The sequence below is a fragment of the Streptomyces sp. NPDC006739 genome (genome assembly GCF_042869815.1).
GTDB lineage: Bacteria > Actinomycetota > Actinomycetes > Streptomycetales > Streptomycetaceae > Streptomyces.
In genome coordinates this window covers 144,463-164,990 of record NZ_JBIAGM010000016.1, presented here as the reverse complement: position 1 = coordinate 164,990, position 20,528 = coordinate 144,463, and the positions used below count along the sequence as shown (strand labels likewise).

The window sequence follows — 20,528 nt, the reverse complement described above, 5'->3', positions numbered from 1 at the left end:
GGGCCTCGCCCCCGGTCTCCCGGGCCGGTCCGTTCTCAGCCCAGGTGCACGGACCAGTCCTGTTCCGCGGCCGGCTTGCCGTGCAGGTCGGGAACCCGCTTGAGCCAGTCGGGCCGGCCCTCCTGGGTCCGCGCCGCCCGCCGGCCGTCCTCGGCGGCGAGTTCCTCCCGGGTGGGGAAGTCCGTGGGCAGCCAGGCGGCGGACGCCCGCACGCGCGCGTGCAGGTAGTCGACGTAGGCGTCGCGCAGCTCCTCGGGCGTGCCGAAGCCCGCCTCCGGGGCCAGCCAGGCGTCCGGGACCTCGGCGACGATCGCGCGCAGCAGCTCCCCGGTCACCCGGGGCGCGAGTTCCGCGTCGGCGGCGCGTACGTCGGGGCCGTACTGGCCGAGGGCGTGGTGGCGGAAGTCGTACGCCTTCTCGGGCGTCGACGCGTCCCAGCGGTGGTGGAAGACGAGGGCGGCGCCGTGGTCGATGAGCCACAGGCGCGGGGGAACGGTGCCCAGCGTCGGCCAGACCATGAGGTTGGAGCTGTGGACCGTACGGTCGACGTTGACGGTCAGGGCGTCCAGCCAGACGATCCGGCCGGCCTCCAGCGGATCCACCGGGAAGGCGCGGGCGACCTCCGGGGTGAAGTCGCGCGCACCCGGCAGCAGGTCCATGCCGAGGTTGACCCCCGCGCTCGCGTCGTGCAGCTCCCGTACCTCCTGGTGCGGCTCGTGCGCGGCGATCGACGGGTCGAAGCGCACCAGGACCAGCTCGGGGAAGCGCAGCCCGAGGGCGCGGGCCAGTTCACCCACGATCACCTCGGCGACCAGCGCCTTGCGGCCCTGCGCCGAGCCGGTGAACTTCACGACGTAGGTGCCGAGGTCGTCGGCCTCGACGACTCCGGGGACGGAGCCCCCGGAGCGCAGGGGTTCGATGTAGCGGGTCGCGGTGACCTCTCTCAGCATGTTCTCGGGCCACCCGCCTCTTCCACGGCCGTCCGCCCCTCGCTTCCGGCCTCGGCTCAGCAGTGAGCATGGTAACCGGGGCTGGTCGGCGGTGCGGAGTGCGGCGGTGAACCCGCGGGTCAGCGGCGGCCGGACGGCTCCGGGCCGTCGCGGCCGACGGTCAGCTGCGCCGGGCTGTACGAGACGTACGCCGCCCCGTCCAGGCCGAGCGCGGTGGCGGACCGCTGGAGCGCGGCCGGGGTCGCGACGTCGTCCCAGCGGCCGGTGTCCACACGGTGTTCGAGGGCGTGCAGGGCGGCCACCGTCTCGGCGGTGGTGAACGCGCAGTGCCCCTGCCGGTCGACGTACGCCTGCCGCAGCAGCGCGCCGTCGCCGGAGGCGCGTACGCGGGCCGCGAAGCGGTTCTCCTGCTGCACCGGGACGAGGTTGTCGGCGGTGGTGTGCACGTCGAGCAGCGGCACCTGGAGGCCCTGGCCCGCCGAGGAGGTCCGCTGCGCGGTGCGGACGGCGGCGGGATCGGCGGTGAGCGTGGCACCCTCGGTCAGCGTGCGCAGGTCGGCGCGCAGGTCGAGGCCCGCCGCCCGGTAGAGCGCGCCGACCTGCGGCGCGTGTTCGGATCCGGCGAGCAGACGGGCGTAGTCCACGCCCCGGTTCCAGGAGTTGTCGCCGCCGACGGACTGCTCGATGGCGTACCGGCCGCCCTCGACGAACGCCAGGACGCCCTGCGCGAACCAGTCGTACTGCTGCGCCTCCTGGCCCGCCCAGTCGGTCGCGGCGGGCTTGTCCTTCCCGGGCGACCAGGCGGGCAGGTTGAGGAAGGCGGCGGCCAGCGCGATCCGGGCCCGGCCCCGCGGGGTGCCCTGCGCCGTGGTGACCGCCTTGGTGAGCAGGTCGGCGGTGGCGGAGGCCTCGGCGGCGGTGCCGAACCGGACGAGTTTCACGTCCTGTCCGGGCAGCAGCAGACGGGCGATCGTGTACTCGGCGTCCAGCTGGTAGTTGTCCAGGTCCGTGCCGCCCGCGACCAGGCCGCACTGGCCGAGCGCGCCGTCGATGCGCCCGCCGCCGTCCCGGGCGAGCTGGGCGTTGACGAGGCCGCCCATGGACTGGCCGACGGCGAGTGTGCGCCTGGGGGTGCCGATCTTCGCGGTGACGGCGTCGAGCGTGGCGAACTGGTCGTGTTCGGCGCTGTTCAGGGCCCACATCGAGCCGTGGGGGTCGTACGACGAACCGGCCATCGCATAGCCCTCGGCGAGCAGCTTGGTCCGTACGTCGCCGGTGGGGGCGTCCGTGGCGACGGTGGGGCCGAAGCCGTGGCTGAACAGCAGCAGGGTGCCGTTCCAGTGGTCGGGCACGTCCGCGACCCAGGCGGCGCCGTCGGAGAGGGTGCCGGTGAGGTGGCCGGCGGCCGCGGTGTCCGCCTCGGCGGCGGGCGCGGGGAGGGTCGTGAGGACCGCGGACGTCAGCGTGGCCAGGGCGGCCAGGGCGATGCGCAGACGGGTGCGGGAAGAGCGCGGGCGGCTGCTGGCGGGCATGGATGCGGCTCCTTGGGGGCGGATGCGGCGGGGACCCGAGCGGATGCTCAGTGCACTGAGCGAACGCCGAGGAATGTAGGGCCCATTTCTTGCGGCCGTCAAGACAATGCACAACATGCACAGCATCGAATGCCCTCGGGCGTGGAGGGAGGACCTCTCCCCAGGATGTCTCCCTCCCGGCCGGTTTTCCCGGCGGGCCTCAGGTGCGGGCCAGGGGGTTCGGCAGGGGAAGGTAGCGGGCGTCGGCACCGTCCGCGCCGGTCCAGCGCAGCAGCAGGTTCGTCTTGCCGGGCAGGGTGGGCGAGGCCAGCAGGACCGGGATCTCCGGCAGGTCGTGGCGGGCCAGTTCGCGGCGGGCGGCGGGCCACGGGTCGAGGCCGGGGTGGTGCTCGGCCAGGGCGGCGGCGATCTCGGTGAGGTGGTTGACGACCAGGCAGTACACCAGCCGCTCCCAGCCGGCGGCCCGGTCCACGTCCGCCAGCAGCTTGACGCCCTCCGCGTCCCGGAACAGCGCCCGCACCGGGGTGCCGGCCGCGTCCACGGCGACCAGCGTGTTCTGCAGATGCGCCTCCAGGACCACACCGTGCTCGGCGAAGGCGGTCAGGGCCGGCGGGACGACCTGGCGCAGATACGCCTCCCACCAGGCCGCCGGGTCGGTCGCGGCGGCGAGCGGACTGCCCTCGAAACCCTCCACGAGCCCGGCGGCGAGCAGCGCGGTCGCGCCGGGCGGCAGGCGGTCGCGCAGTCCGTCACGGACCAGGACGGCGAGTTCCTCGAAGGCGAAACGGGCGGTGCGGTAGCCGCGGTCGCCCAGCCAGGCCGCCCCGGTGGCCCGCCCGGTGAAGGCGGCGGTCACGGCCGTGTCGGTGCGGCGCAGTCTCAGCAGGTCGTGGCGCCACAGCCGGCGGACGTCGTTGGTGATGCGGACGTCGAGGCTGAACTTCAGGAACAGGTCGCGGACGGGCTCGTACAGGGTGCGGACGGCGGCGGTCGGCCAGGCCGGGAAGCCGGTGGTGCCCAGCCGGACCAGTCGGCCGTCGGCGAAGGCGGGCGCGAGGTCGCGGGCGACCAGGTCGAGCTGCCAGGGGTGGGCGGGCAGCAGCCGGTAGCCCGGCGGCGCGCCGCCGAGGGCGTCCAGCGCCGCGGTGTCGCCCTCCTCCACCACCTCGTCCTCCCGCACCCCGAGCAGCACCAGCGGGAAACGGGCGTGCGCCTCCGGGGCGTACGGCAGCCAGGAGGCGACCGGGCCGCCGCCGCGCGCCTTGGGAGCGGGATGGTGGGGGTGGCCGGTGATGAGGGACTGCTCGGAGCGCAGGTACGGGTCCTCGGGCGCCGTGGTCCGGGAGCGGGCGGCGAGGAGTGCGGCGACCGCGTCACGGCTGTCGATCATCTCGGTGGGCAGGTCGCCGTTGGACCGTCCGGTGTGCCGGCGCAGTTCCTCCGCGACCAGTTTGACCAGCTCGGTGTGGCCGACGCGGTGCCAGTCGCCGCCCGCGCGCACCTCGGGTTCGGCGGGCCTGCGCTCGCCGCGCACCCGCAGCAGCCGGCCGCTCGGCAGTCGGTACGTGCGCCGCTCACCGGTGCCCGCAAGCGGTTCGGCGACCTCGCGCAGCAGGCAGTTGAGCAACGGTGCGGCCGCGTACGCGTCGGCGCGCGCGCCGACGTCGGCTCCGTCGCTGGGAGGCTTGAGGTCCACGCGTTCCATTCGTTCCGTGCGGGCGGACAGGGCGATCACGATCAGTATGTCCCTGGGCGCCGTGCACCCGTGACGCCCCACCCGTACCCGAGGAGCCCGACCGTGCACCGTCCCCCGACCGCCGTGGCCGAGGTCGCCAAGGAACTGGCCGCCGTGCGCCCCGGCCTGCTGCCCCGGTACACCGCCGAGCTGCCCGGCGCCCGCGCGGCCGTGCTGACCCGGCTGTGGCGGGCGCTCGCGCACGAACCGCTGCCCTGGGTCCGCCGCCGGGTGCGCGGGGCGCACGGCCTGGCCCTGTGGCTCGCCGACGGCCGGGCGCTGCACGGGCCGCGCGCGGATCCGTACGCGACGGACGCGCACGTCACCGCCGTACAGCTGGACGGGGTGGAGTACGACGATCCGGCCCGGCTGATGACGGACCTCGTGGTGCCGCACTCGGCCGGTTTCGCGGCCGAACTCGACCACAGCACGGCCTCGTTGGCGCTGTCCCGGGCCGACCGGGCGGATCACCCGGAGGAGTGGCCCGAGCGGGACTGGGAGTGGGAGCAGCGGGTGGTCGACGGGCATCCCTTCCATCCGGGCTGCCGCTCCCGGCCCGGTTTCTCGGTGGCGGACCAGCTGGCCTACGGCCCCGAGCACCGGCCGGTGGTGCGGCTGGGGACGATGGCGGTCGCGGCGACGGAGTACCTGCTGACGGGTGTGTGGCCCGCGGAACTGCGCGACGGGGAGCGGCTGTTGGTGCCGGTGCACCCGTGGCAGGCGGCCCATGTGCTGAAGCGGCCGGCCGCGAGCTGGGCGGACGCGCACCCGCTGATGTCCCTGCGCACGCTCGCCCTGCCCGGCGGACCGCATGTCAAGACGGCGCTGAGCGCCCGGCTGACCTCCTCCGTGCGGGACATCTCCCCGTACTCGGTGGGCGCGTCCGCGACCCTGTCGGAGTTCGCGCAGGACCTGGCGGCCCGCACGGACGGCCTGCTGCACATCACCCGGACGCTCGGCGCGGTGACGGCCGGCTCCGCCGATCTGGCGGCCGTGCTGCGCGAGTCGCCCGAGGTGTACGCGGCGCCGGGCGAGCGGATCCTGCCGGTGGCCGCCGTCGCCACCACCGGTCTCGCGCGCTCACCGGCCTGGCTGGCCGGCTTCACCCGCCTCGCCCTCTCGGTGGGCCTGCGCCTGCTGGACCTGGGCGTCGCCCTGGAGGCGCACGGCCAGAACCTCCTCGTCGTCCTGTCCGCCGACGGGACCCCGCTGCGCCTGGTCTACCGCGACCTCGCCGACATCCGGGTCAGCCCAGCCCGTCTCGCCCGGCACGGCATCGCCCCGCCCGATCTGACGGGCCGCCTGGTCACGGACGACGAAACGACCCTGCGACGCAAGCTGTTCGGCTCCCTGGTGGCGGGCGCGCTGGCCGGTACCGCCGGTTCGGGCCCGGCGCTGGGCGCGGCCCTGGCGGCGGCCGTACCGGACCTGCCCGCGACCGCCGACCTGGCCGCGCTGCGCGAACGCCCGCTGCCCACGAAGGCGCTGACGCTGATGCGGCTGTCCCCCGGGCCCCCCGGTGACCAGTGGGCCAGTCTGCCCAACCCGCTCGTTTTGGAGCACGGCACATTTGATCAATAGGATCCGCCGATGATCACAAGACAACGGCTGGCGGCGGGCGTCTGTGCTCTGCTCGCCGCCCTGACGGCCGGGTTCGCGTTCCCCGCCGGAGCGGTCGCCGACGACAGCGGCCAAGCCGCTCCGAAGGTGGAACTCGTACTGGACGTCAGCGGTTCCATGAGCACGCGGGACATCGACGGCGGGTCGCGGATGGCCGCGGCGAAGCAGGCGTTCAACGAGGTGCTGGACGCGACACCCGAAGAGGTGCGGCTGGGTATCCGCACGCTGGGCGCCGACTACCGCGGCAACGACCGGCGGACGGGCTGCAAGGACACCGCGCAGCTCTACCCCGTCGGCCCGCTGAACCGGACCGAGGCCAAGACCGCCGTGGCGACGCTGGCGCCGACCGGCTGGACGCCGATCGGACCCGCGCTGGAGAAGGCGGCCGGCGATCTCTCGGGCGGCGACGGAACCCGCCGTATCGTCCTGATCACCGACGGCGAGGACACCTGTCAGCCGCTGGACCCGTGCGTGGTGGCCCGCGAGATCGCCGCCAAGGGCGTCGGGCTGACCATCGACACCCTCGGCCTGGTGCCGGACGCCAAGACCCGCGACCAGCTCAGCTGCATCGCGGACGCGACCGGCGGCACCTACACCTCCGTGCAGCACAAGGAGGAACTCAGCGACCGGGTGGGCCAGTTGGTGCACCGGGCGGCCGATCCGGTGGTGACGCCGGTGGCCACCGAGGGCGCCGGCGGGTGCGCGGACGCGCCGGCCCTCACCTCGGGGCTGTACACCGACCGCGAGGAGTTCGGGCAGCAGCGTTGGTACCGCGTGGACGTCAAGCCGGGCCAGGAGCTGCGCTCCTCGGTGAGCGTGGCGGCCGACCGCGCGGTCGGCCCGGACTACGGGGTGCTGCTGCGGGCCGTGACGGTGCACGGGCGCGAGATCGTCCGTGGTGAGGCCGCGGGCACCGGCCGTACGGACGTGATCTCGACGGGGCTGCGCTATCCCCGGCCGGAGAGCGACGACGACAACGCGGGCGCCGAGACCGTCTGCCTGCAGGTGACCAACTCCTTCTCCGCCGCGTCCGGCGTGAAGACCACCCCGGGTCTGCCGCTGGAGCTGACCGTGGACGTGGTGGACGGTCCGGGCAAGGCGAGTGACGTGGCCTCCTTCGGTCTGGGCCGCGGCTGGTGGCTGCTGGGCGCGCTGGTGCTGGCCGGTTTCCTGGCCGGTCTGCTGTGGGGCTGGCTGTCGCGCTGGCGGGTAGCGGTCTGGAGGACCAACTGATGCGATTCGTACGCCTCATGAGTGCCGCCCTGCTGACGCTCGCGGCGGCCGCCGGGCCGGCCGCCGCCGACTCCTCCCCCTCCCCGAGTCCGTCCGGCGACGGCAAGGCGCGTACCGAGGCCGGCACCTCCTTCCGTACGGCGACCGAGATCGACCAGGGGCAGACGGCCACCGCGAGCGCTTCCACCGGTGACTACCTGTACTGGTCGTTCCCCGCGGACGCCGGCCGGCGCCCCACCGTCAAGGCCACGGTGAAGCTGCCGGAGGCGCACTCCGCGCAGACCTGGCAGCTCGACGTGTACGACGGGCTGCGGCGCCGCCAGTCCTGCCAGTACGGCGCCCAGACCCGTACGGCGGCCCAGGGCGTCTCCTCGGTCGAGCTGGCCTGTGTGCTGCGCACGGTGCGCGCCTGGTCGGAGCCGTGGGCCAACGACCCGCTGCCGGGCACGTACTACGTCCGGCTGACCGTGGTGGACCTGCGCTCCGCCGACCTCGGGCTGCCGGTGGGCGCCGAGGTCCGGGTGGACTCCAAGGACATCGGCGGCTCGGCGGCGGTGGACGGGTCGCTGGCCGAGCCGCTGGTTCCCGGCATCGCCGTCACGGCGGGGCAGAGCAAGAACGGTTCGGACGGTTCGGACGGTTCGGGCAAGAAGCCTGCCGTGCTGTCCGGCATCGAGCCGGCCGACGGCTGGTCCTCCGGCTGGTGGACCGACCGCTGGGTGTGGACCGGGGCGGGCGGCGTTCTGGCCGCGCTGGCCGGGATCGGCGGCTACGCGCTGACGCGCGGCTCGGGGCGGCCCTCGCGGGTGCCGCCCGGCGCCTGACCACCGGCCGAAAGACCCGTCGCCCTGGTGCGGCGGGTCTTTTTCATGCCTCCCGTAGCGCCTTGGCGAGGGTGCCGTCGCCGGTGACGGCGACGCGCCCGTCCCGCACCGCGTCGGTCAGACCCGACTCCCCGCGAGCGACGGCCGCACAGGTCTCGGCATCCATGACCAGCCGTGCGTCGGGCTCCCCGGGAGCGGGCCCGTCGCCGTACACCGGACCGTCCTCGACGCCCACGTGGAGGTGGAAGACCCCTTCGTCCAGCCGGATCTCGACGAGCCCCTCCCCCTCCAGCCGGCGCAGCAGCGGAAGTGCCAGCCAGTGGGCGCGCACGGCGTCGGTGGGCCGCCGCTCGCCCAGCTCCGACTGCCCCCACCGGCTCAGGGCCTGCAGCACGGGCAGCAACTCCCGGCCGCGCGGGGTGAGTTCGTAGACGTAGGCCGCACCGGGCGGCGGCAGCCTGCGCCGTGTCGACAGGCCGTCCCGCTCCATGTCCCTGAGCCGGGAGGCGAGTACGTCCGTGCTCACGCCGGGCAGGTCCGCGTGCAGGTCCGTGTAACGGCGCGGGCCTGCCAGCAGTTCCCGGACGATCAGCAGGGTCCAGCGGTCGCCGACCAGGTCGAGCGCACGGGCCGCGGAGCAGTACTGGTCGTAGCTTCGGCGAGGTGACATGCCCCGCAGTCTAGACATGTCGTTGGACTTTCCAAGCTGGGACTTGGTAAAACCAAGCATCACACCGAACCGGAGGGGCGAGCGCGCATGGAGTTCCGGCAGTCGAACAAGCTCAGCGAGGTCTGCTACGAGATCCGCGGCCCGGTGATCGAGCACGCCAACGCGCTGGAGGAGGCGGGCCACAGCGTGCTGCGCCTGAACACCGGCAACCCCGCCCTGTTCGGTTTCGAGGCGCCGGAGGAGATCCTCCAGGACATGATCCGGATGCTCCCGCAGGCGCACGGCTACACCGACTCGCGCGGCATCCTCTCCGCCCGCCGGGCCGTCGCCCAGCGCTACCAGAGCCTCGGCCTGGAGGTGGACGTCGACGACGTCTTCCTCGGCAACGGCGTCTCGGAGCTGGTCTCGATGGCGGTCCAGGCGCTGATCGAGGACGGCGACGAGATCCTCGTCCCCGCCCCGGACTTCCCCCTGTGGACGGCGGTGACGACCCTCGCCGGCGGCAAGGCGGTGCACTACCTCTGCGACGAGCAGGCCGAGTGGTACCCCGACCTGGCCGACATGGCCTCGAAGATCACCGACCGCACCAAGGCCGTGGTCATCATCAACCCGAACAACCCCACCGGCGCGGTGTACCCCAAGGAGATCGTCGAGGGCATCCTCGACCTGGCCCGCCGGCACGGCCTGATGGTCTTCGCCGACGAGATCTACGACCAGATCCTGTACGACGACGCCGTGCACCACTCGGCCGCCGCGCTCGCCCCCGACCTGGTGGTCCTGACCTTCTGCGGCCTGTCCAAGACGTACCGGGTGGCGGGCTTCCGCTCCGGCTGGCTCGTGGTGACGGGCCCCAAGCAGCACGCGCGCGACTACCTGGAGGGCCTGACCATGCTGGCCTCCATGCGCCTGTGTGCCAACGCGCCCGCGCAGTACGCCATCCAGGCCGCGCTCGGCGGCCGGCAGTCCATCCGCGAGCTGACCCTGCCGGGCGGCCGGCTGTACGAGCAGCGGAACACGGCCTGGGAGAAGCTCAACGAGATCCCGGGCGTGTCCTGCGTGAAGCCGAAGGGCGCGCTGTACGCCTTCGCGCGCCTCGATCCCAAGGTCCACCCGATCCACGACGACGAGAAGTTCGTCCTCGACCTGCTGCTCCGCGAGAAGATCCAGGTGGTCCAGGGAACCGGCTTCAACTGGCCGGCCCCCGACCACTTCCGCATCCTCACCCTGCCGTACGTGGACGACCTGGAGGCGGCGATCGGGCGGATCGGGCGGTTCCTCAGCGGGTACCGCCAGTAGCGGCGTACGAGAGGAAGTCGGCCCACTGCCGGGTGCCGAAGGCGAGTTGGGGGCCGTGTACGTGCTTCGAGTCCCGTACGTGGATGGTCCTGGGGGCGAAAGCGACCTCCACGCACTCTGGGCCGTCGTTCGTGCTGTAGCTGCTCTTGAACCACTCCAGCACGGAACCGTTCCCCGTCGAGGGGTTGGTCATCATGTCTCTCCCAGCACTTTCTCGATGAAGGCCAGCGACTCACGGGGCGTGAGGGCCTGGGCCCGGATGATGCCATAGCGGATCTCGTGGATCTGGACCTCCTTGGGATGAGAGATCAGCCGACTGGTGAGCTGGACCTCGTTGTGTCCCACGGTGTCCCCGTCCCTGAGCCGGAGCAGCTGAAGTGACCCCGCAAGACCGGCGTGGTCCTCGCGGTCCGTGGGCATCACCTGGATCTCCACGTTCCGTCGCCGACCAACCTCCAACAGGTGTTCGAGCTGCTTCCGCATCACCATTCTGCCCCCGAGCGGGCGGCGCAGGGTCACCTCTTCCTGGACGAAGCTGAAGACGGGGACGGGCTGCCGATCGAAGACCCCCTGCCGTGCCAACCGAGCGGCGACAAGGCGCTCGACCTCCTCCTCGGCGAAGGGCGGACGCCGCATGCCGTACAACGCCCTCGCGTACTCCGGCGTCTGCAACAAGCCGTGGACGACGGAGTTGGCGTAGGCGCATAGCTCGACCGCCTCCGCCTCCAACTTCGCCAGATCCCGCACCTTCTTCGGATACCTGGCCTCCTCCACGTCCTTCTTCAGCCCGGCGATCAGCCCACCCGCGTCCAGCACCCCGTCGGCCGCGTCCAGAAACGCCGGGCTCGGCGCCCGCCGCCCCCGCTCCACCGACGAGACCTGCTCCTCGCTGTACCCGATCGCCGCTCCCAACTCGGTCTGGCGGAGCCCCTTCCGCTCGCGGCACGTCTTGACGACCCTGCCCACCGTCCGCAGGACCGCCGCCGACTCCTCGTCGTCCGCCCCGTACGGCTCCATCCCGTCGCCACCCTGCGGCCCCTGCCCCGTCACACCCACGCCCGGACACCTCCACGTGCCGCCCGTACCCAACTCGCCGCCGTCGCACGGCGCAACGCCACACCGTCCGGACAGAGCCGCACAGCTCCCGGACAGTGACGCCACGTACCGTCGTCGTCACTGGTCAGCGTAGAGTCGCGCGACCACGCTCAGTGACATGAACGCCGATTTTGCCCCCACAGTGGTCACCCCCCGGTTCACGATCCGCCTCTCGGCCACTCCCCGAGGCGCCCGCCTCGCACGCCGCCTCGCGGCCGAACGGCTCCACAGCTGGGGCTGGCCGTACGACACCGAGGCCCACCACACCGCGACCCTCCTGGTGGCCGAACTCGCCACCAACGCGGCCCTGCACGGTCGGGTAAGCGGCCGTGACTTCCGGCTCCGCCTCACCCTGCACCCGGCGGACCCGGCCCTCCGCATCGAGGTCACGGACACCCGTCCCGACCGCCGCCCTCCGGCCCCCGGCCACCTCCCGTCGCCGTCCCCGGAATCGGACTCCGGCCGGGGGCTCGTCCTCGTCGAGGCCCTCTCCACCCACTGGGGAACGACCTCCGGCGACGCGTACACCAAGACGGTCTGGTGCGAGGTCGCCCTCGGGTGACTGTCAGCGGCTCGACCGTACGGCCGAGTCGGTCCCGCGGGCGGCGGCCGTGCTGTGGCACCGTGCTGGCAGACGAACGGGAAGGGCGCTGACGTGGGTGACCTCTTTCTCGTGCGGCACGGTGAGACCGAGTGGTCACGGTCCGGACAGCACACGAGCTGGACGGACCTTCCGCTGACCGAGCACGGGCGGGCGCAGGCGCGGCGGCTGGCGCCCCTGATCAGCTCGCACCGGATCGACGCCGTCCTCGTCAGCCCCCTGCGACGGGCCCGGGAGACCGCCCGGCTCATCGGGGTCACCGACGCCCGCGTCGACGAGGACCTGCGGGAATGGGACTACGGCGGGTACGAGGGCGTGACCACGGCGGAGATCCAGCGCACCCGGCCGGGCTGGTTCCTGTTCACGGACGGGGTCGCGCCGGGTCCGCCGGACCACCCCGGGGAGGGCCCCGAGCAGGTCGGGGAGCGCGCCGACCGGGTCCTGGCCGGGGTGGACGCCGCCCGCACCGGGAGCGAGGGCGGCGTCCTGCTCGTCGCCCACGGGCACTTCCTGCGGGTCCTGACGGCCCGCCGCCTCGGTCTGCCGCCCTCGGCCGGCGCGCTCTTCCAGCTCGCGACCGGGACGCTGTGCCACCTGGGCACGGAGCATGGACGGCCGGTGGTGGCGGGCTGGAACATCGGGCCGCCCACCCGGTCCTGACCCGGCTGTCAGAGGCGGGTCGTACTCTTCGAATGGGCCGTCCGACCGTCGGAGAGGAGTACGCCGTGACCCGTCCGCCCACCGCCGCGCAGCGCCGGGTGATCGACGCCGCCGATCCGGTCACCGGGCGGCTTCGGGGTTCCGAGGCACAGCTGGCGGCGCTGGTGAAGCGGGGCTTCGCCTTCCGGCACCCGCGACCGCCGCACGACCACTTCCTGACCCCGGCGGGGCATCGGATACGGGAGGCCGTGCCCGCGCCGGACGAGCCGGTGACACGGGCCCCGGCGAGCGGGGGCTTCGCGGCACGGGTGGGCGGTGCCGAGGAGCCGTACGACTCGGGGCCGGCCCGGCGGCGCGAGGTGCTCAGCGCCTGGCAGGGGCTGCTGGAGCTGCGCCGGATGACGAACGCCGACGGCGCCACCGACCGGCCGTGCGGCTGGGAGCGCACGCATCTGGTGCGGGCCGCCGCGCTCGCCCTGGAAGCGGCCGGGCACCACCCGGCCGGTCCGGACGGCGACGGCTACCGGGTGCGCGCGACCCCGCAGCCGGAGGCGGTGGCGGTGCACGCGCCGGAGGGGGAGGAGTTGCGTGCCTGCGCGGCCACGCTGGAGCGGGCGGGCTGGCAGGCGGGTGAGTACACGGAGCCGCGCACGAGGGCGCGGTATCTGCTGGCGTCCCCGCGGCGGGTGTGACCGGCGTGCCAGGATCAGGGGGCAGTGTGTCGTACACGAGAAGGGGAAGTCGTGAGCGAACCGTTTTCCGTGCGAGTGACCGTCCGCGGATACGAGACCGATGTGCAGGGGCACCTCAACCAGGCTGTGTACATCAACTACGCGGAGCACGCCCGCTGGTCGCTGCTCCAGGCCGCCGGGGTGAGCCAGGCCCAGCTCATGGGCCGGGGGGTCGGCCCGGTGGCGCTGGAGACGACCATCCGCTACCGGCGCGAACTGCTGGCGGGTGACGAGGTCGACGTGACCTGCGCTTTCGAGTGGGGCGGCGGCAAGACCTTCCGGATCCTGCAGGAGATACGCAAGACCGACGGCACGGTGGCCGCCGAGATCACCGCGGTCGGCGGACTGCTGGACCTCGCGGAACGCAGGATGGTCGCCGACCCGCGCGAGATATTCGAGGAGTTAGCGAAGGACCTGGGCCTCTTCGGCCTGTAGTCCCGCCGGCCCCTCGGCTGAGAAACCGGGCGGTGGCCACGAGGCGTCGGCACCGCACCGGGCTCAGTGCACCGGGCTCAGTGCACGGCCGCGATCCCCTCCCCCGCCTCCCTCGGATGCGGCACCTCCCGTGCCTCCTGGCCCCGGCCCAGGTGGTTGAAGACCAGGTTGAGGACGACCGCTGTGACACAGCCGGTGGAGATGCCCGAGTCGAGGACGATCCTCGCCGTCGACGGCCCGCGGGGACCGTTCCGGGGCGCACGCGTTCACGCGCGCCCCGGAGACGGCCGCCATGGACCCCGCTCGGGCCCACGGCCGCCGGTCGGGAGCCGTCCCTCCCGACCGGAGATCAAGTGCCGTAAAACGAGAAGGAGTTACGGCGCAGAGGTGGTGCGTCGAGGAGCGGTCACCGCGCGGCGATCCGCGCCAGCCGCCGCGCCTCGTCCCGGGTGGACCGGGCGATCGCGTCCTCGTCGACGGTCAGCAGGTGGCCGTCCTCGACGATCTGGCGTCCGTCCACGAAGGAGGCGGTGACCGGTGCGGCCGCGCCGAACACCAGCGCGGTCACCGGGTCGGCGATGGAGGAGTGGGCGAGGGTGTCCAGCTTCCACAGCACCAGGTCGGCCAGCTTGCCCGGCTCCAGGGAGCCGGTCTCGGCGGCGCGGCCCAGCACCCGGGCGCCGCCGTGGGTGCCCAGGCGCAGCACCTGGCGGGCGGTGAGGGCCGCTTCCCGGTGGGCGCCGAGGCGGTTGATGAGGAGGGCGTTGCGCAGTTCGGTGTGGAGTTCGCCGGACTCGTTGGAGGCGGTGCCGTCGACGCCGAGGCCGACCGGGACGCCCGCCCTGAGCATGTCGGGGACCCGGGCGATGCCGGCCGCCAGACGGGCGTTGGAGGAGGGGCAGTGGGCGACGCCGGTGCCGGTGCGGGCGAAGGCGGCGATGTCGGAGTCGTTCATGTGGACGCAGTGCGCCATCCACACGTCCGTGCCGAGCCAGCCGGTGGACTCGAAGTAGTCGGTCGGGCCCATGCCGAACAGCTCGTGGCAGAACTTCTCCTCCTCCACCGTCTCCGAGCCGTGCGTGTGCAGCCGTACGCCGAGACGGCGGGCCAGTTCAGCGGCCTGCTTCATCAGGTCGGTCGACACGGAGAACGGCGAGCAGGGGGCGACGGCGACCTGGGTCATCGCGTCGAAGGAGGCGTCGTGGTACTGCCGGACGGTCTCCTCGGTCGCGGTGAGGGCGCCTTCCAGGCTCTCCACGGCGAAGTCCGGCGGCAGCCCGCCGTCCGACTTGCCGCGGTCCATGGAACCGCGGGCGAGGGTGAAGCGGACGCCCGTCTCGCGGGCGGCGCGGATGATCGCGCCGGACAGGTCTCCGGAGCCCTCGGGGTAGACGTAGTGGTGGTCCATCGCGGTGGTCACACCGCCGCGGGCCATCATCGCCAGCGAACCCTGCGCCGCCGCGTAGGCCATCGGCTCGTCGATGCGCGCCCAGGTCGGGTACAGCGCGACCAGCCAGTCGAAGAGGTTGTGGTCGGTGGCCAGGCCGCGGGTGATCCACTGGTAGAAGTGGTGGTGGGTGTTGACCAGCCCCGGGGTCACCAGGTGGCCGGTGGCGTCGATACGGCGTACGACGTTCTCCAGGCCCTCGGGGGCCCTGCCCGCCCCGACGGCCTCGATGCGGTTGCCGGCGATGACGACGTGGCCGCTCGCGTACTCCGTGTCGTTGTCGTCGACGGTCGCGACGGAACAGTTCTCGATGACGATGCGCTGGGCTGCTGCCATGATTCGTCCTTTTCGCTCAGCGGACTGTGGGGAGAGGGCACGGCAGGACCCTAGGATTTTTGAGTGCCGTGGCCGGGGAGGCGGAGAACCTGTGTTCCCCGGCCACGGGTGCCGAAAAGATGCCGACCGGGGGCGGGTCAGAGGTTGCTGAGGTCCACCGGGATCCTCGGTTCGCAGCCGTCCCGAAGCACGGTGGCCTCGATCAGGCCGTAGGGGCGGTCGGCGGCGAAGTACACCGCTCCGTCGGCGGTGTCGTTCTTCAGCCCGAAGGGCTCCAGGTCGACGAGGAAGTGGTGCTTGTTCGGCAGCGAGAAGCGGACCTCGTCGATCTCGCCGCGGTTGTCGATGATGCGCGCGCCCATCTGGTACAGGGTCTGCTGGAGCGAGAGCGAGTACGTCTCGGCGAAGGCCTGGAGCATGTGCTCGCGCACCTGGTCGTAGGACTCCTCCCAGTCGGGCATCGGCTGCCCGTCGTCGCTCCAGCCGAAGCGCCAGCGGGCGGAGACCTCGGTGGCCAGGATGCGGTCGTAGGCCTCCTTCAGGGTCGTGTACTTGTCCTTGGCGTAACCCCAGAACTCCGAGTTCGTCGAGTTCATGACGACCAGGTCCTTCAGGCCGGAGACGACCTCCCACCTCTCACCGTCGTAGGTGACCTGTGTCAGCCGGGTCTCGCGGCCCTGGCGCACGAACGAGTGCCTGGCCTCGTCCGCGCCGGGGGCGCGGGAGCCGGCGTCGGTGTCGGCGCCGGAGGTCTCGATCCGCTCCCAGGCGTACTCCTCGATGCGGATCCGGGCCGTCCGGATCGGCTCCTGGCTGGTCACGAAGTGCCGGGCGAGGTGGATGCCGAACTGTTCGGCCGACTCGATGCCGTGCTCCTTGGCGAACGCGTACACCGTGTTCTTGGTGGTGTCGGTCGGCAGGACGTGGGCGTTGGAGCCGGAGTAGTGGACCTCGTCCATGTCGCCGGAGAGGGCGACCGAGACGTTCAGGTCCTTGATGTGGTGGGTGGCGCCGTCCCGGGTGATCCTCACGACTCGGTTCTCGGCCTTGCCGTACTGGTTCTGTCCCAGCAGCACGGGGCGGGCAGGGCGGGAATTGAGTGTCATTTAGCTAGCTCCCTCGGTATACGGAGTAGCCGAACGGGTTGAGCAGCAGCGGTACGTGGTAGTGCTCGCCCGGCACGACGGCGAACGTGATCGCCACCTCCGGGAAGAACACTCCGGGTCCGCTGTCCCGGTTCGCGGGGGCGTCCTGCTGCGCCTCGGCCTTCTTCTCGAAGTACGGCTCCACGGCGAAATCGAGCCGTACGTGGGTGGTCCCTTCCGGCAGCGCCGGCAGGTCCTTGCACCGGCCGTCCGCGTCGGTCGCGGAGCCGCCGAGCGCCTGCCAGTCCGCTGCCCGGCCGCTGCGGGCCGCGAGCCGGACGGCGACGCCCCCGGCGGGGCGGCCGATGCTGGTGTCCAGGATGTGCGTGGACACGGAGGCGGTGGTGCTGGTGCTCATGGTGTCAGGCGTCCTCTTCGACGAGTCGGGCCAGTCGGATACGGTTGATCTTGCCCAGCTCGGTGCGGACGATCTCCCGTTCCCGCTCGGGCGCGTTGCCGATCCGCTCCTTGACCGCGTCGCGCATCTGCTCGGCGGTCCGGCCGGTGGCGCAGACGAGGAAGACGTGGCCGAACTTCTCCTGGTACTCCAGGTTGAGTTCGAGCATCTCCGCCCTCAGCTCCTCGGAGGCGCCGGCCATGCCGCGCTGCTCCCGGGCGGAGGTCGGGTCACCGGGCCTGGGCCGGCCGATCGGCGGATGCCCGGCCATCGCCTCCTCGAGGTCCGCGACGGTCAGCTCGGCCATGGCGGCGTCGCCGGCGGCGTAGAGGTCCTCGACGGTGGCGTAGGGACGGGCGCCGAGCAGTCGCCCGACCCACGCGGAGGAGGCGCACGCCTCGTGGAGGACGGCGTAGGCCGCCTGCTCCTCCAGGGCGTTGAACCGGGCCAGCCCCGGGGGCGTGGATGTCGAAGTCACGGGAGCCTCCGTGGCCGCGAACGGCCTTCGTACTGAACGGGCTGCCGATAGCTAACGCCCTCGAAAACACCGCGTCAACACTTTGTTGAAAATTCGGCGTAACAGATGGGCCGGCCGAGGCGGGCCCATCCTCTGAACGAGGCGGACCAGACCGGCGACAGCCCGGGGGCCCGGAGGGGCGTGAGGCTGGGGCGAAGGAACCGCGCGGCTACGGCCACGGGCGGAGCAAGGGCCCAGGGGCGGGCGAGCCGAGGCGAGGAGACACGGCCACGGCCCCGGCCGGGCGGCGCGGGGGCCAGGCCGGAGGCGAGCCGCCGCGGGGCGCTCCTCCTGTCGGGCGGGGCCGACGCGTGTAGGACCGCCCCCCACCCGAGCCGAACGGGCGTGGTGCCCTCGCCGGCCGGCCGGGGCCCGGGACGGGGTGGCCCCGAGGGCAGGGAGGGGCCGGGGCGGAGGAGACGTGTACGGCCACGGGTGGGCGACGCGGGTGCTGCGGGGGCCCGGGTGGGGTCAGGCTTCCTTTTCTCTGTTCAGGTAGTTGTAGACCGTGAAGCGGCTCACGCCCAACGCGCCGGCCACCGTTTCCACGCCGTGCCGTACCGAGAAGGCGCCGCGCGCCTCCAGTATCCGCACGACCTCCTGCTTGGCCTTGCGGTCCAGGTCGGCCAGGGGCTTGCCCTGTTTGCGCTCCATGGCGGCCAGGATGTGATCGAGGGAGTCGGCGAGCTGCGGCAGGCGTACGGCGACGACGTCGACGCCCTCCCAGGCGAGCACGACATCGTCGGCACCGGCCTCGTCCGGCGGGAGCATCTCCCCGCCCATGGCGTCGACCAGCGGCTTCACGGCCGTGATGAAGGGCTCGTCCCCGGTCACCGATCACCCTCCCCGACCACGTTCACCTGGAGCGAGATCCGCGTGGCCCCGGCGTCCAGGGACTTGCGCAACAGCGAGTCCACGGCGCTGAGCACGGCATCGGCGCCCCCCTCCGCCGTATTGCCGAACGGGCCGACGTCCACGGCGTCCAGCTCGGCCGCGTCGAGGACCTCGCGCGCCGCCAGGGCATGCGCCGGCGCCTCGTCGAGGTCGAAGGGCTCGGTCGTGAACTCCACTTTCAATCGCACGCGCTCAACCTAACGCGCGGCACCGCTTTTCGGGCCCCCCTCCCCGGGGCGGACGTCGGCCACCGGCGGACCCCCCTTGACAAGCGGAGACGCCCGGCGGCAATCTTCCATTAAGCAGAAACGAACTTCCGCTATACGGAATGAACCAACCTCGACTCGGAGGGAGCGCGGCCCGAATGGGATTCGCAGACCAGCGCTTCAACGTCAACCTGTCGATCCTCTTCACGGAACTCCCGCTCCTGGAGCGCCCCGCGGCCGCCGCCGCGGCAGGCTTCACGGCGGTCGAGCTGTGGTGGCCGTGGGTCGACTCCCCCACCCCCTCACAGTCCGAACCGGACGCCCTGAGGAAGGCGATCGAGGACGCGGGCGTGCAGCTCACCGGCCTGAACTTCTACGCCGGACAGCTGCCGGGCCCGGACCGCGGCGCCCTGTCGATCCCCGGCGAGGAATCGGAGAGGTTCCGCGCCAACATCGACGTGGCCGCCGACTTCGCCCGGTCGCTCGGCACCACGGCGCTCAACGCCCTGTACGGCAACCGCGTCGACGGCGTGGACCCGGCCGAGCAGGACGCGCTGGCGCTGGAGAACCTGGTGCGGGCGGCGCGGGCCGCCGACCGGATCGGCGCGGTGCTGCTGATCGAGACGCTGAACCGGCCCGAGTCGCCCCGCTACCCGCTGGTGTCGGCACCGGCCGCGGTGGCCGTCGTCGACCGGGTGAACCAGGCCACGGGCCTGGACAACGCCCGCTTCCTGATGGACCTCTACCACCTTTCCATGAACGGCGAGGACCTGCCGTCGGTGATCGAGGCCTACGCCTCGAAGACCGGCCACGTGCAGATCGCCGACAACCCGGGACGCGGAGCGCCGGGCACCGGCTCGCTGCCCCTGGAAGACCTCCTCGACCAGCTGAAGAAGGCGGGTTACGACGGCTGGGTCGGACTCGAGTACAAGCCGGGCGACCGCCCGAGCGCCGAGGCCTTCGACTGGCTGTCCCGCTGACCCCCGCACCGAAAGGCACCCCCTCATGACCAACCCCGCAGCCTCCTCCCGCCCGTCGCTCCCGTCGATCGCCTGGATCGGCCTCGGCATCATGGGCTCGCCCATGTCCGAGAACCTCATCAAGGCGGGCTACGACGTCACCGGCTTCACGCTGGAGCAGGACAAGCTGGACCGCCTGACCGCGGCCGGCGGCACCGCGGCCCGTTCGATCGCCGAGGCCGTGCGCGAAGCCGACGTGGTGATCACCATGGTGCCCGCGTCCCCGCAGGTGGAGGCCGTCTGCTACGGCCCCGACGGCATCCTGGAGAACGCCCGCCCCGGCGCCCTGCTGATCGACATGTCGTCCATCACCCCGCAGACCTCGGTCGACCTGGCGAAGGCCGCCGCGGACCACGGCGTCCGCGTCCTGGACGCACCGGTCTCCGGCGGCGAGGCCGGGGCGATCGAGGCCGTACTGTCGATCATGGTCGGTGGCGAGCAGGCCGACTTCGACCTCGCGAAGCCGATCTTCGAGGCCCTGGGCAGGACCATCGTGCTGTGCGGTCCGCACGGCTCCGGCCAGACGGTGAAGGCGGCCAACCAGCTGATCGTCGCCGTGAACATCCAGGCGTGCGCCGAGGCCGTGGTCTTCCTGGAGAAGTCGGGCGTGAACCTGAGGGCCGCGCTGGACGTCCTGGGCGGCGGCCTGGCCGGCTCGACCGTACTGACGCGGAAGAAGGACAACTTCCTCGACCGCGACTTCAAGCCCGGTTTCCGCATCGACCTGCACCACAAGGACATGGGCATCGTCACCGACGCCGCCCGCAACGTCGGGGCCGCCCTGCCGGTCGGCGCCGTGGTCGCCCAGCTGGTCGCGAGCCTGCGGGCGCAGGGCGACGGCGGGCTCGACCACTCGGCGCTGCTGCGGGCCGTCGAGCGGCTCTCCGGAGCACGGCTCTGACACCCCCGAGACCCCGGGCGGCGCGGTCGCTGACAACTGTCCTGTCGCGCCCAAGGCGACCGTGCCGCCCGGAACCATGCCCACCATGTCGCCGCGCGCGCCGACGAAGCGCGGTGACGTCACGAACCCCCGGCCGTGTCGGCGGGTGGCCCGGATGAGGGGTCGCCGCCCGGGACACGGTCCGGGTCGGGCGAGGACCGCGGCGGAGTGCGAGCCAGTGCGGTGGTGAAGGTTCCGGCCCCCCTTCTCGACCAGAGGGAAGGGGGAGCCCGGTCCCATCGCCT

22 protein-coding genes and 1 pseudogene are annotated in these 20,528 nt (G+C 72.7%); 10 read left to right on the top strand and 13 right to left on the bottom strand.

Features of this window, described 5'->3' with window-relative positions:
* Positions 1-35 precede the first annotated feature (35 nt).
* The 3 genes from ACFYMM_RS29335 to ACFYMM_RS29325 all read right to left on the bottom strand — a co-directional run bounded on the left by ACFYMM_RS29335 (position 36) and on the right by ACFYMM_RS29325 (position 4,187).
* Positions 36-950, bottom strand: a complete 915-nt coding sequence (locus ACFYMM_RS29335; RefSeq protein ID WP_388391711.1) for a HipA family kinase — start codon at positions 948-950, stop codon at positions 36-38.
* A 119-nt stretch (positions 951-1,069) separates the two neighbouring features.
* On the bottom strand, positions 1,070-2,482 hold the full coding sequence (locus ACFYMM_RS29330) for an alpha/beta hydrolase (protein WP_388391709.1): 1,413 nt from the start codon (positions 2,480-2,482) through the stop codon (positions 1,070-1,072).
* Positions 2,483-2,681: 199 nt separating this feature from the next.
* Positions 2,682-4,187, bottom strand: a complete 1,506-nt coding sequence (locus tag ACFYMM_RS29325) for an IucA/IucC family protein (RefSeq protein ID WP_388391791.1) — start codon at positions 4,185-4,187, stop codon at positions 2,682-2,684.
* Positions 4,188-4,280: 93 nt separating this feature from the next.
* Here ACFYMM_RS29325 and ACFYMM_RS29320 point away from each other — a divergent pair, with 93 nt between their 5' ends.
* From ACFYMM_RS29320 to ACFYMM_RS29310, 3 genes are read left to right on the top strand one after another with little or no spacing between them, the layout of a single operon-like run.
* Positions 4,281-5,798, top strand: coding sequence for an IucA/IucC family protein (locus tag ACFYMM_RS29320; RefSeq protein WP_388391707.1), 1,518 nt, complete (start codon positions 4,281-4,283; stop codon positions 5,796-5,798).
* Positions 5,799-5,807: 9 nt separating this feature from the next.
* Complete coding sequence (locus tag ACFYMM_RS29315) at positions 5,808-7,070, top strand: VWA domain-containing protein (protein WP_388391705.1); 1,263 nt, start codon at positions 5,808-5,810, stop codon at positions 7,068-7,070.
* A complete protein-coding gene (locus ACFYMM_RS29310; protein WP_388391703.1) occupies positions 7,070-7,894 on the top strand; it encodes a hypothetical protein in 825 nt (274 codons plus the stop codon). Before ACFYMM_RS29315 ends, ACFYMM_RS29310 begins: the two co-directional genes overlap by 1 nt.
* Positions 7,895-7,937: 43 nt before the next feature.
* On the opposite strand, the gene ACFYMM_RS29305 is transcribed toward ACFYMM_RS29310, so the two are convergent.
* Positions 7,938-8,564, bottom strand: a complete 627-nt coding sequence (locus ACFYMM_RS29305) for a winged helix-turn-helix transcriptional regulator (protein WP_388391701.1) — start codon at positions 8,562-8,564, stop codon at positions 7,938-7,940.
* A gap of 87 nt (positions 8,565-8,651) precedes the next feature.
* Here ACFYMM_RS29305 and ACFYMM_RS29300 point away from each other — a divergent pair, with 87 nt between their 5' ends.
* On the top strand, positions 8,652-9,860 hold the full coding sequence (locus ACFYMM_RS29300) for a pyridoxal phosphate-dependent aminotransferase (protein ID WP_388391699.1): 1,209 nt from the start codon (positions 8,652-8,654) through the stop codon (positions 9,858-9,860).
* Here the strand turns inward: ACFYMM_RS29300 and ACFYMM_RS29295 are convergent.
* Positions 9,841-10,053, bottom strand: coding sequence for a DUF397 domain-containing protein (locus tag ACFYMM_RS29295; protein ID WP_388391789.1), 213 nt, complete (start codon positions 10,051-10,053; stop codon positions 9,841-9,843). The genes ACFYMM_RS29300 and ACFYMM_RS29295 overlap by 20 nt on opposite strands.
* The gene (locus tag ACFYMM_RS29290; RefSeq protein WP_388391787.1) at positions 10,053-10,877 is read right to left on the bottom strand and encodes a helix-turn-helix domain-containing protein; all 825 of its coding nucleotides are present in this window, start codon (positions 10,875-10,877) and stop codon (positions 10,053-10,055) included. The genes ACFYMM_RS29295 and ACFYMM_RS29290 overlap by 1 nt, the downstream gene beginning before the upstream one ends.
* A gap of 196 nt (positions 10,878-11,073) precedes the next feature.
* Here ACFYMM_RS29290 and ACFYMM_RS29285 point away from each other — a divergent pair, with 196 nt between their 5' ends.
* The 4 genes from ACFYMM_RS29285 to ACFYMM_RS29270 all read left to right on the top strand — a co-directional run bounded on the left by ACFYMM_RS29285 (position 11,074) and on the right by ACFYMM_RS29270 (position 13,382).
* A complete protein-coding gene (locus ACFYMM_RS29285) occupies positions 11,074-11,517 on the top strand; it encodes an ATP-binding protein (protein WP_388391697.1) in 444 nt (147 codons plus the stop codon).
* Between the two features lie 93 nt (positions 11,518-11,610).
* Entirely contained in the window at positions 11,611-12,216 is a 606-nt protein-coding gene (locus ACFYMM_RS29280) for a histidine phosphatase family protein (RefSeq protein ID WP_388391695.1), read from the top strand.
* Positions 12,217-12,281: 65 nt separating this feature from the next.
* A complete protein-coding gene (locus ACFYMM_RS29275; protein ID WP_388391693.1) occupies positions 12,282-12,908 on the top strand; it encodes a hypothetical protein in 627 nt (208 codons plus the stop codon).
* Positions 12,909-12,959: 51 nt separating this feature from the next.
* The gene (locus ACFYMM_RS29270; RefSeq protein ID WP_388391691.1) at positions 12,960-13,382 is read left to right on the top strand and encodes an acyl-CoA thioesterase; all 423 of its coding nucleotides are present in this window, start codon (positions 12,960-12,962) and stop codon (positions 13,380-13,382) included.
* A gap of 77 nt (positions 13,383-13,459) precedes the next feature.
* Here ACFYMM_RS29270 and ACFYMM_RS29265 read toward each other — a convergent pair.
* From ACFYMM_RS29265 to ACFYMM_RS29235, 7 genes and pseudogenes are all read right to left on the bottom strand, one after another.
* Positions 13,460-13,618 (bottom strand): annotated as a pseudogene (locus tag ACFYMM_RS29265) (purine permease); the annotation flags it as partial.
* A gap of 170 nt (positions 13,619-13,788) precedes the next feature.
* Positions 13,789-15,165 (bottom strand): 8-oxoguanine deaminase, encoded by a 1,377-nt coding sequence (locus ACFYMM_RS29260; RefSeq protein ID WP_388391689.1) that lies wholly within the window; start codon positions 15,163-15,165, stop codon positions 13,789-13,791.
* A 137-nt stretch (positions 15,166-15,302) separates the two neighbouring features.
* Complete coding sequence (gene pucL / locus ACFYMM_RS29255) at positions 15,303-16,271, bottom strand: factor-independent urate hydroxylase (RefSeq protein WP_388391687.1); 969 nt, start codon at positions 16,269-16,271, stop codon at positions 15,303-15,305.
* A 4-nt stretch (positions 16,272-16,275) separates the two neighbouring features.
* Positions 16,276-16,668: a hydroxyisourate hydrolase gene (uraH, locus tag ACFYMM_RS29250; RefSeq protein WP_388391685.1), complete on the bottom strand. Its 393-nt coding sequence runs from the start codon at positions 16,666-16,668 to the stop codon at positions 16,276-16,278.
* A 4-nt stretch (positions 16,669-16,672) separates the two neighbouring features.
* A complete protein-coding gene (gene uraD / locus ACFYMM_RS29245; protein WP_388391683.1) occupies positions 16,673-17,185 on the bottom strand; it encodes a 2-oxo-4-hydroxy-4-carboxy-5-ureidoimidazoline decarboxylase in 513 nt (170 codons plus the stop codon).
* A gap of 510 nt (positions 17,186-17,695) precedes the next feature.
* Positions 17,696-18,058: a helix-turn-helix domain-containing protein gene (locus ACFYMM_RS29240; RefSeq protein ID WP_388391681.1), complete on the bottom strand. Its 363-nt coding sequence runs from the start codon at positions 18,056-18,058 to the stop codon at positions 17,696-17,698.
* The gene (locus tag ACFYMM_RS29235) at positions 18,055-18,306 is read right to left on the bottom strand and encodes a hypothetical protein (RefSeq protein WP_388391679.1); all 252 of its coding nucleotides are present in this window, start codon (positions 18,304-18,306) and stop codon (positions 18,055-18,057) included. Before ACFYMM_RS29235 ends, ACFYMM_RS29240 begins: the two co-directional genes overlap by 4 nt.
* Positions 18,307-18,482: 176 nt before the next feature.
* Between ACFYMM_RS29235 and ACFYMM_RS29230 the strand changes: the two genes are divergently transcribed.
* Both ACFYMM_RS29230 and ACFYMM_RS29225 read left to right on the top strand, forming a co-directional pair.
* A complete protein-coding gene (locus ACFYMM_RS29230) occupies positions 18,483-19,304 on the top strand; it encodes a TIM barrel protein (protein WP_388391677.1) in 822 nt (273 codons plus the stop codon).
* Between the two features lie 25 nt (positions 19,305-19,329).
* Positions 19,330-20,244, top strand: coding sequence for a 2-hydroxy-3-oxopropionate reductase (locus ACFYMM_RS29225; protein ID WP_388391675.1), 915 nt, complete (start codon positions 19,330-19,332; stop codon positions 20,242-20,244).
* Positions 20,245-20,528 lie beyond the last annotated feature (284 nt).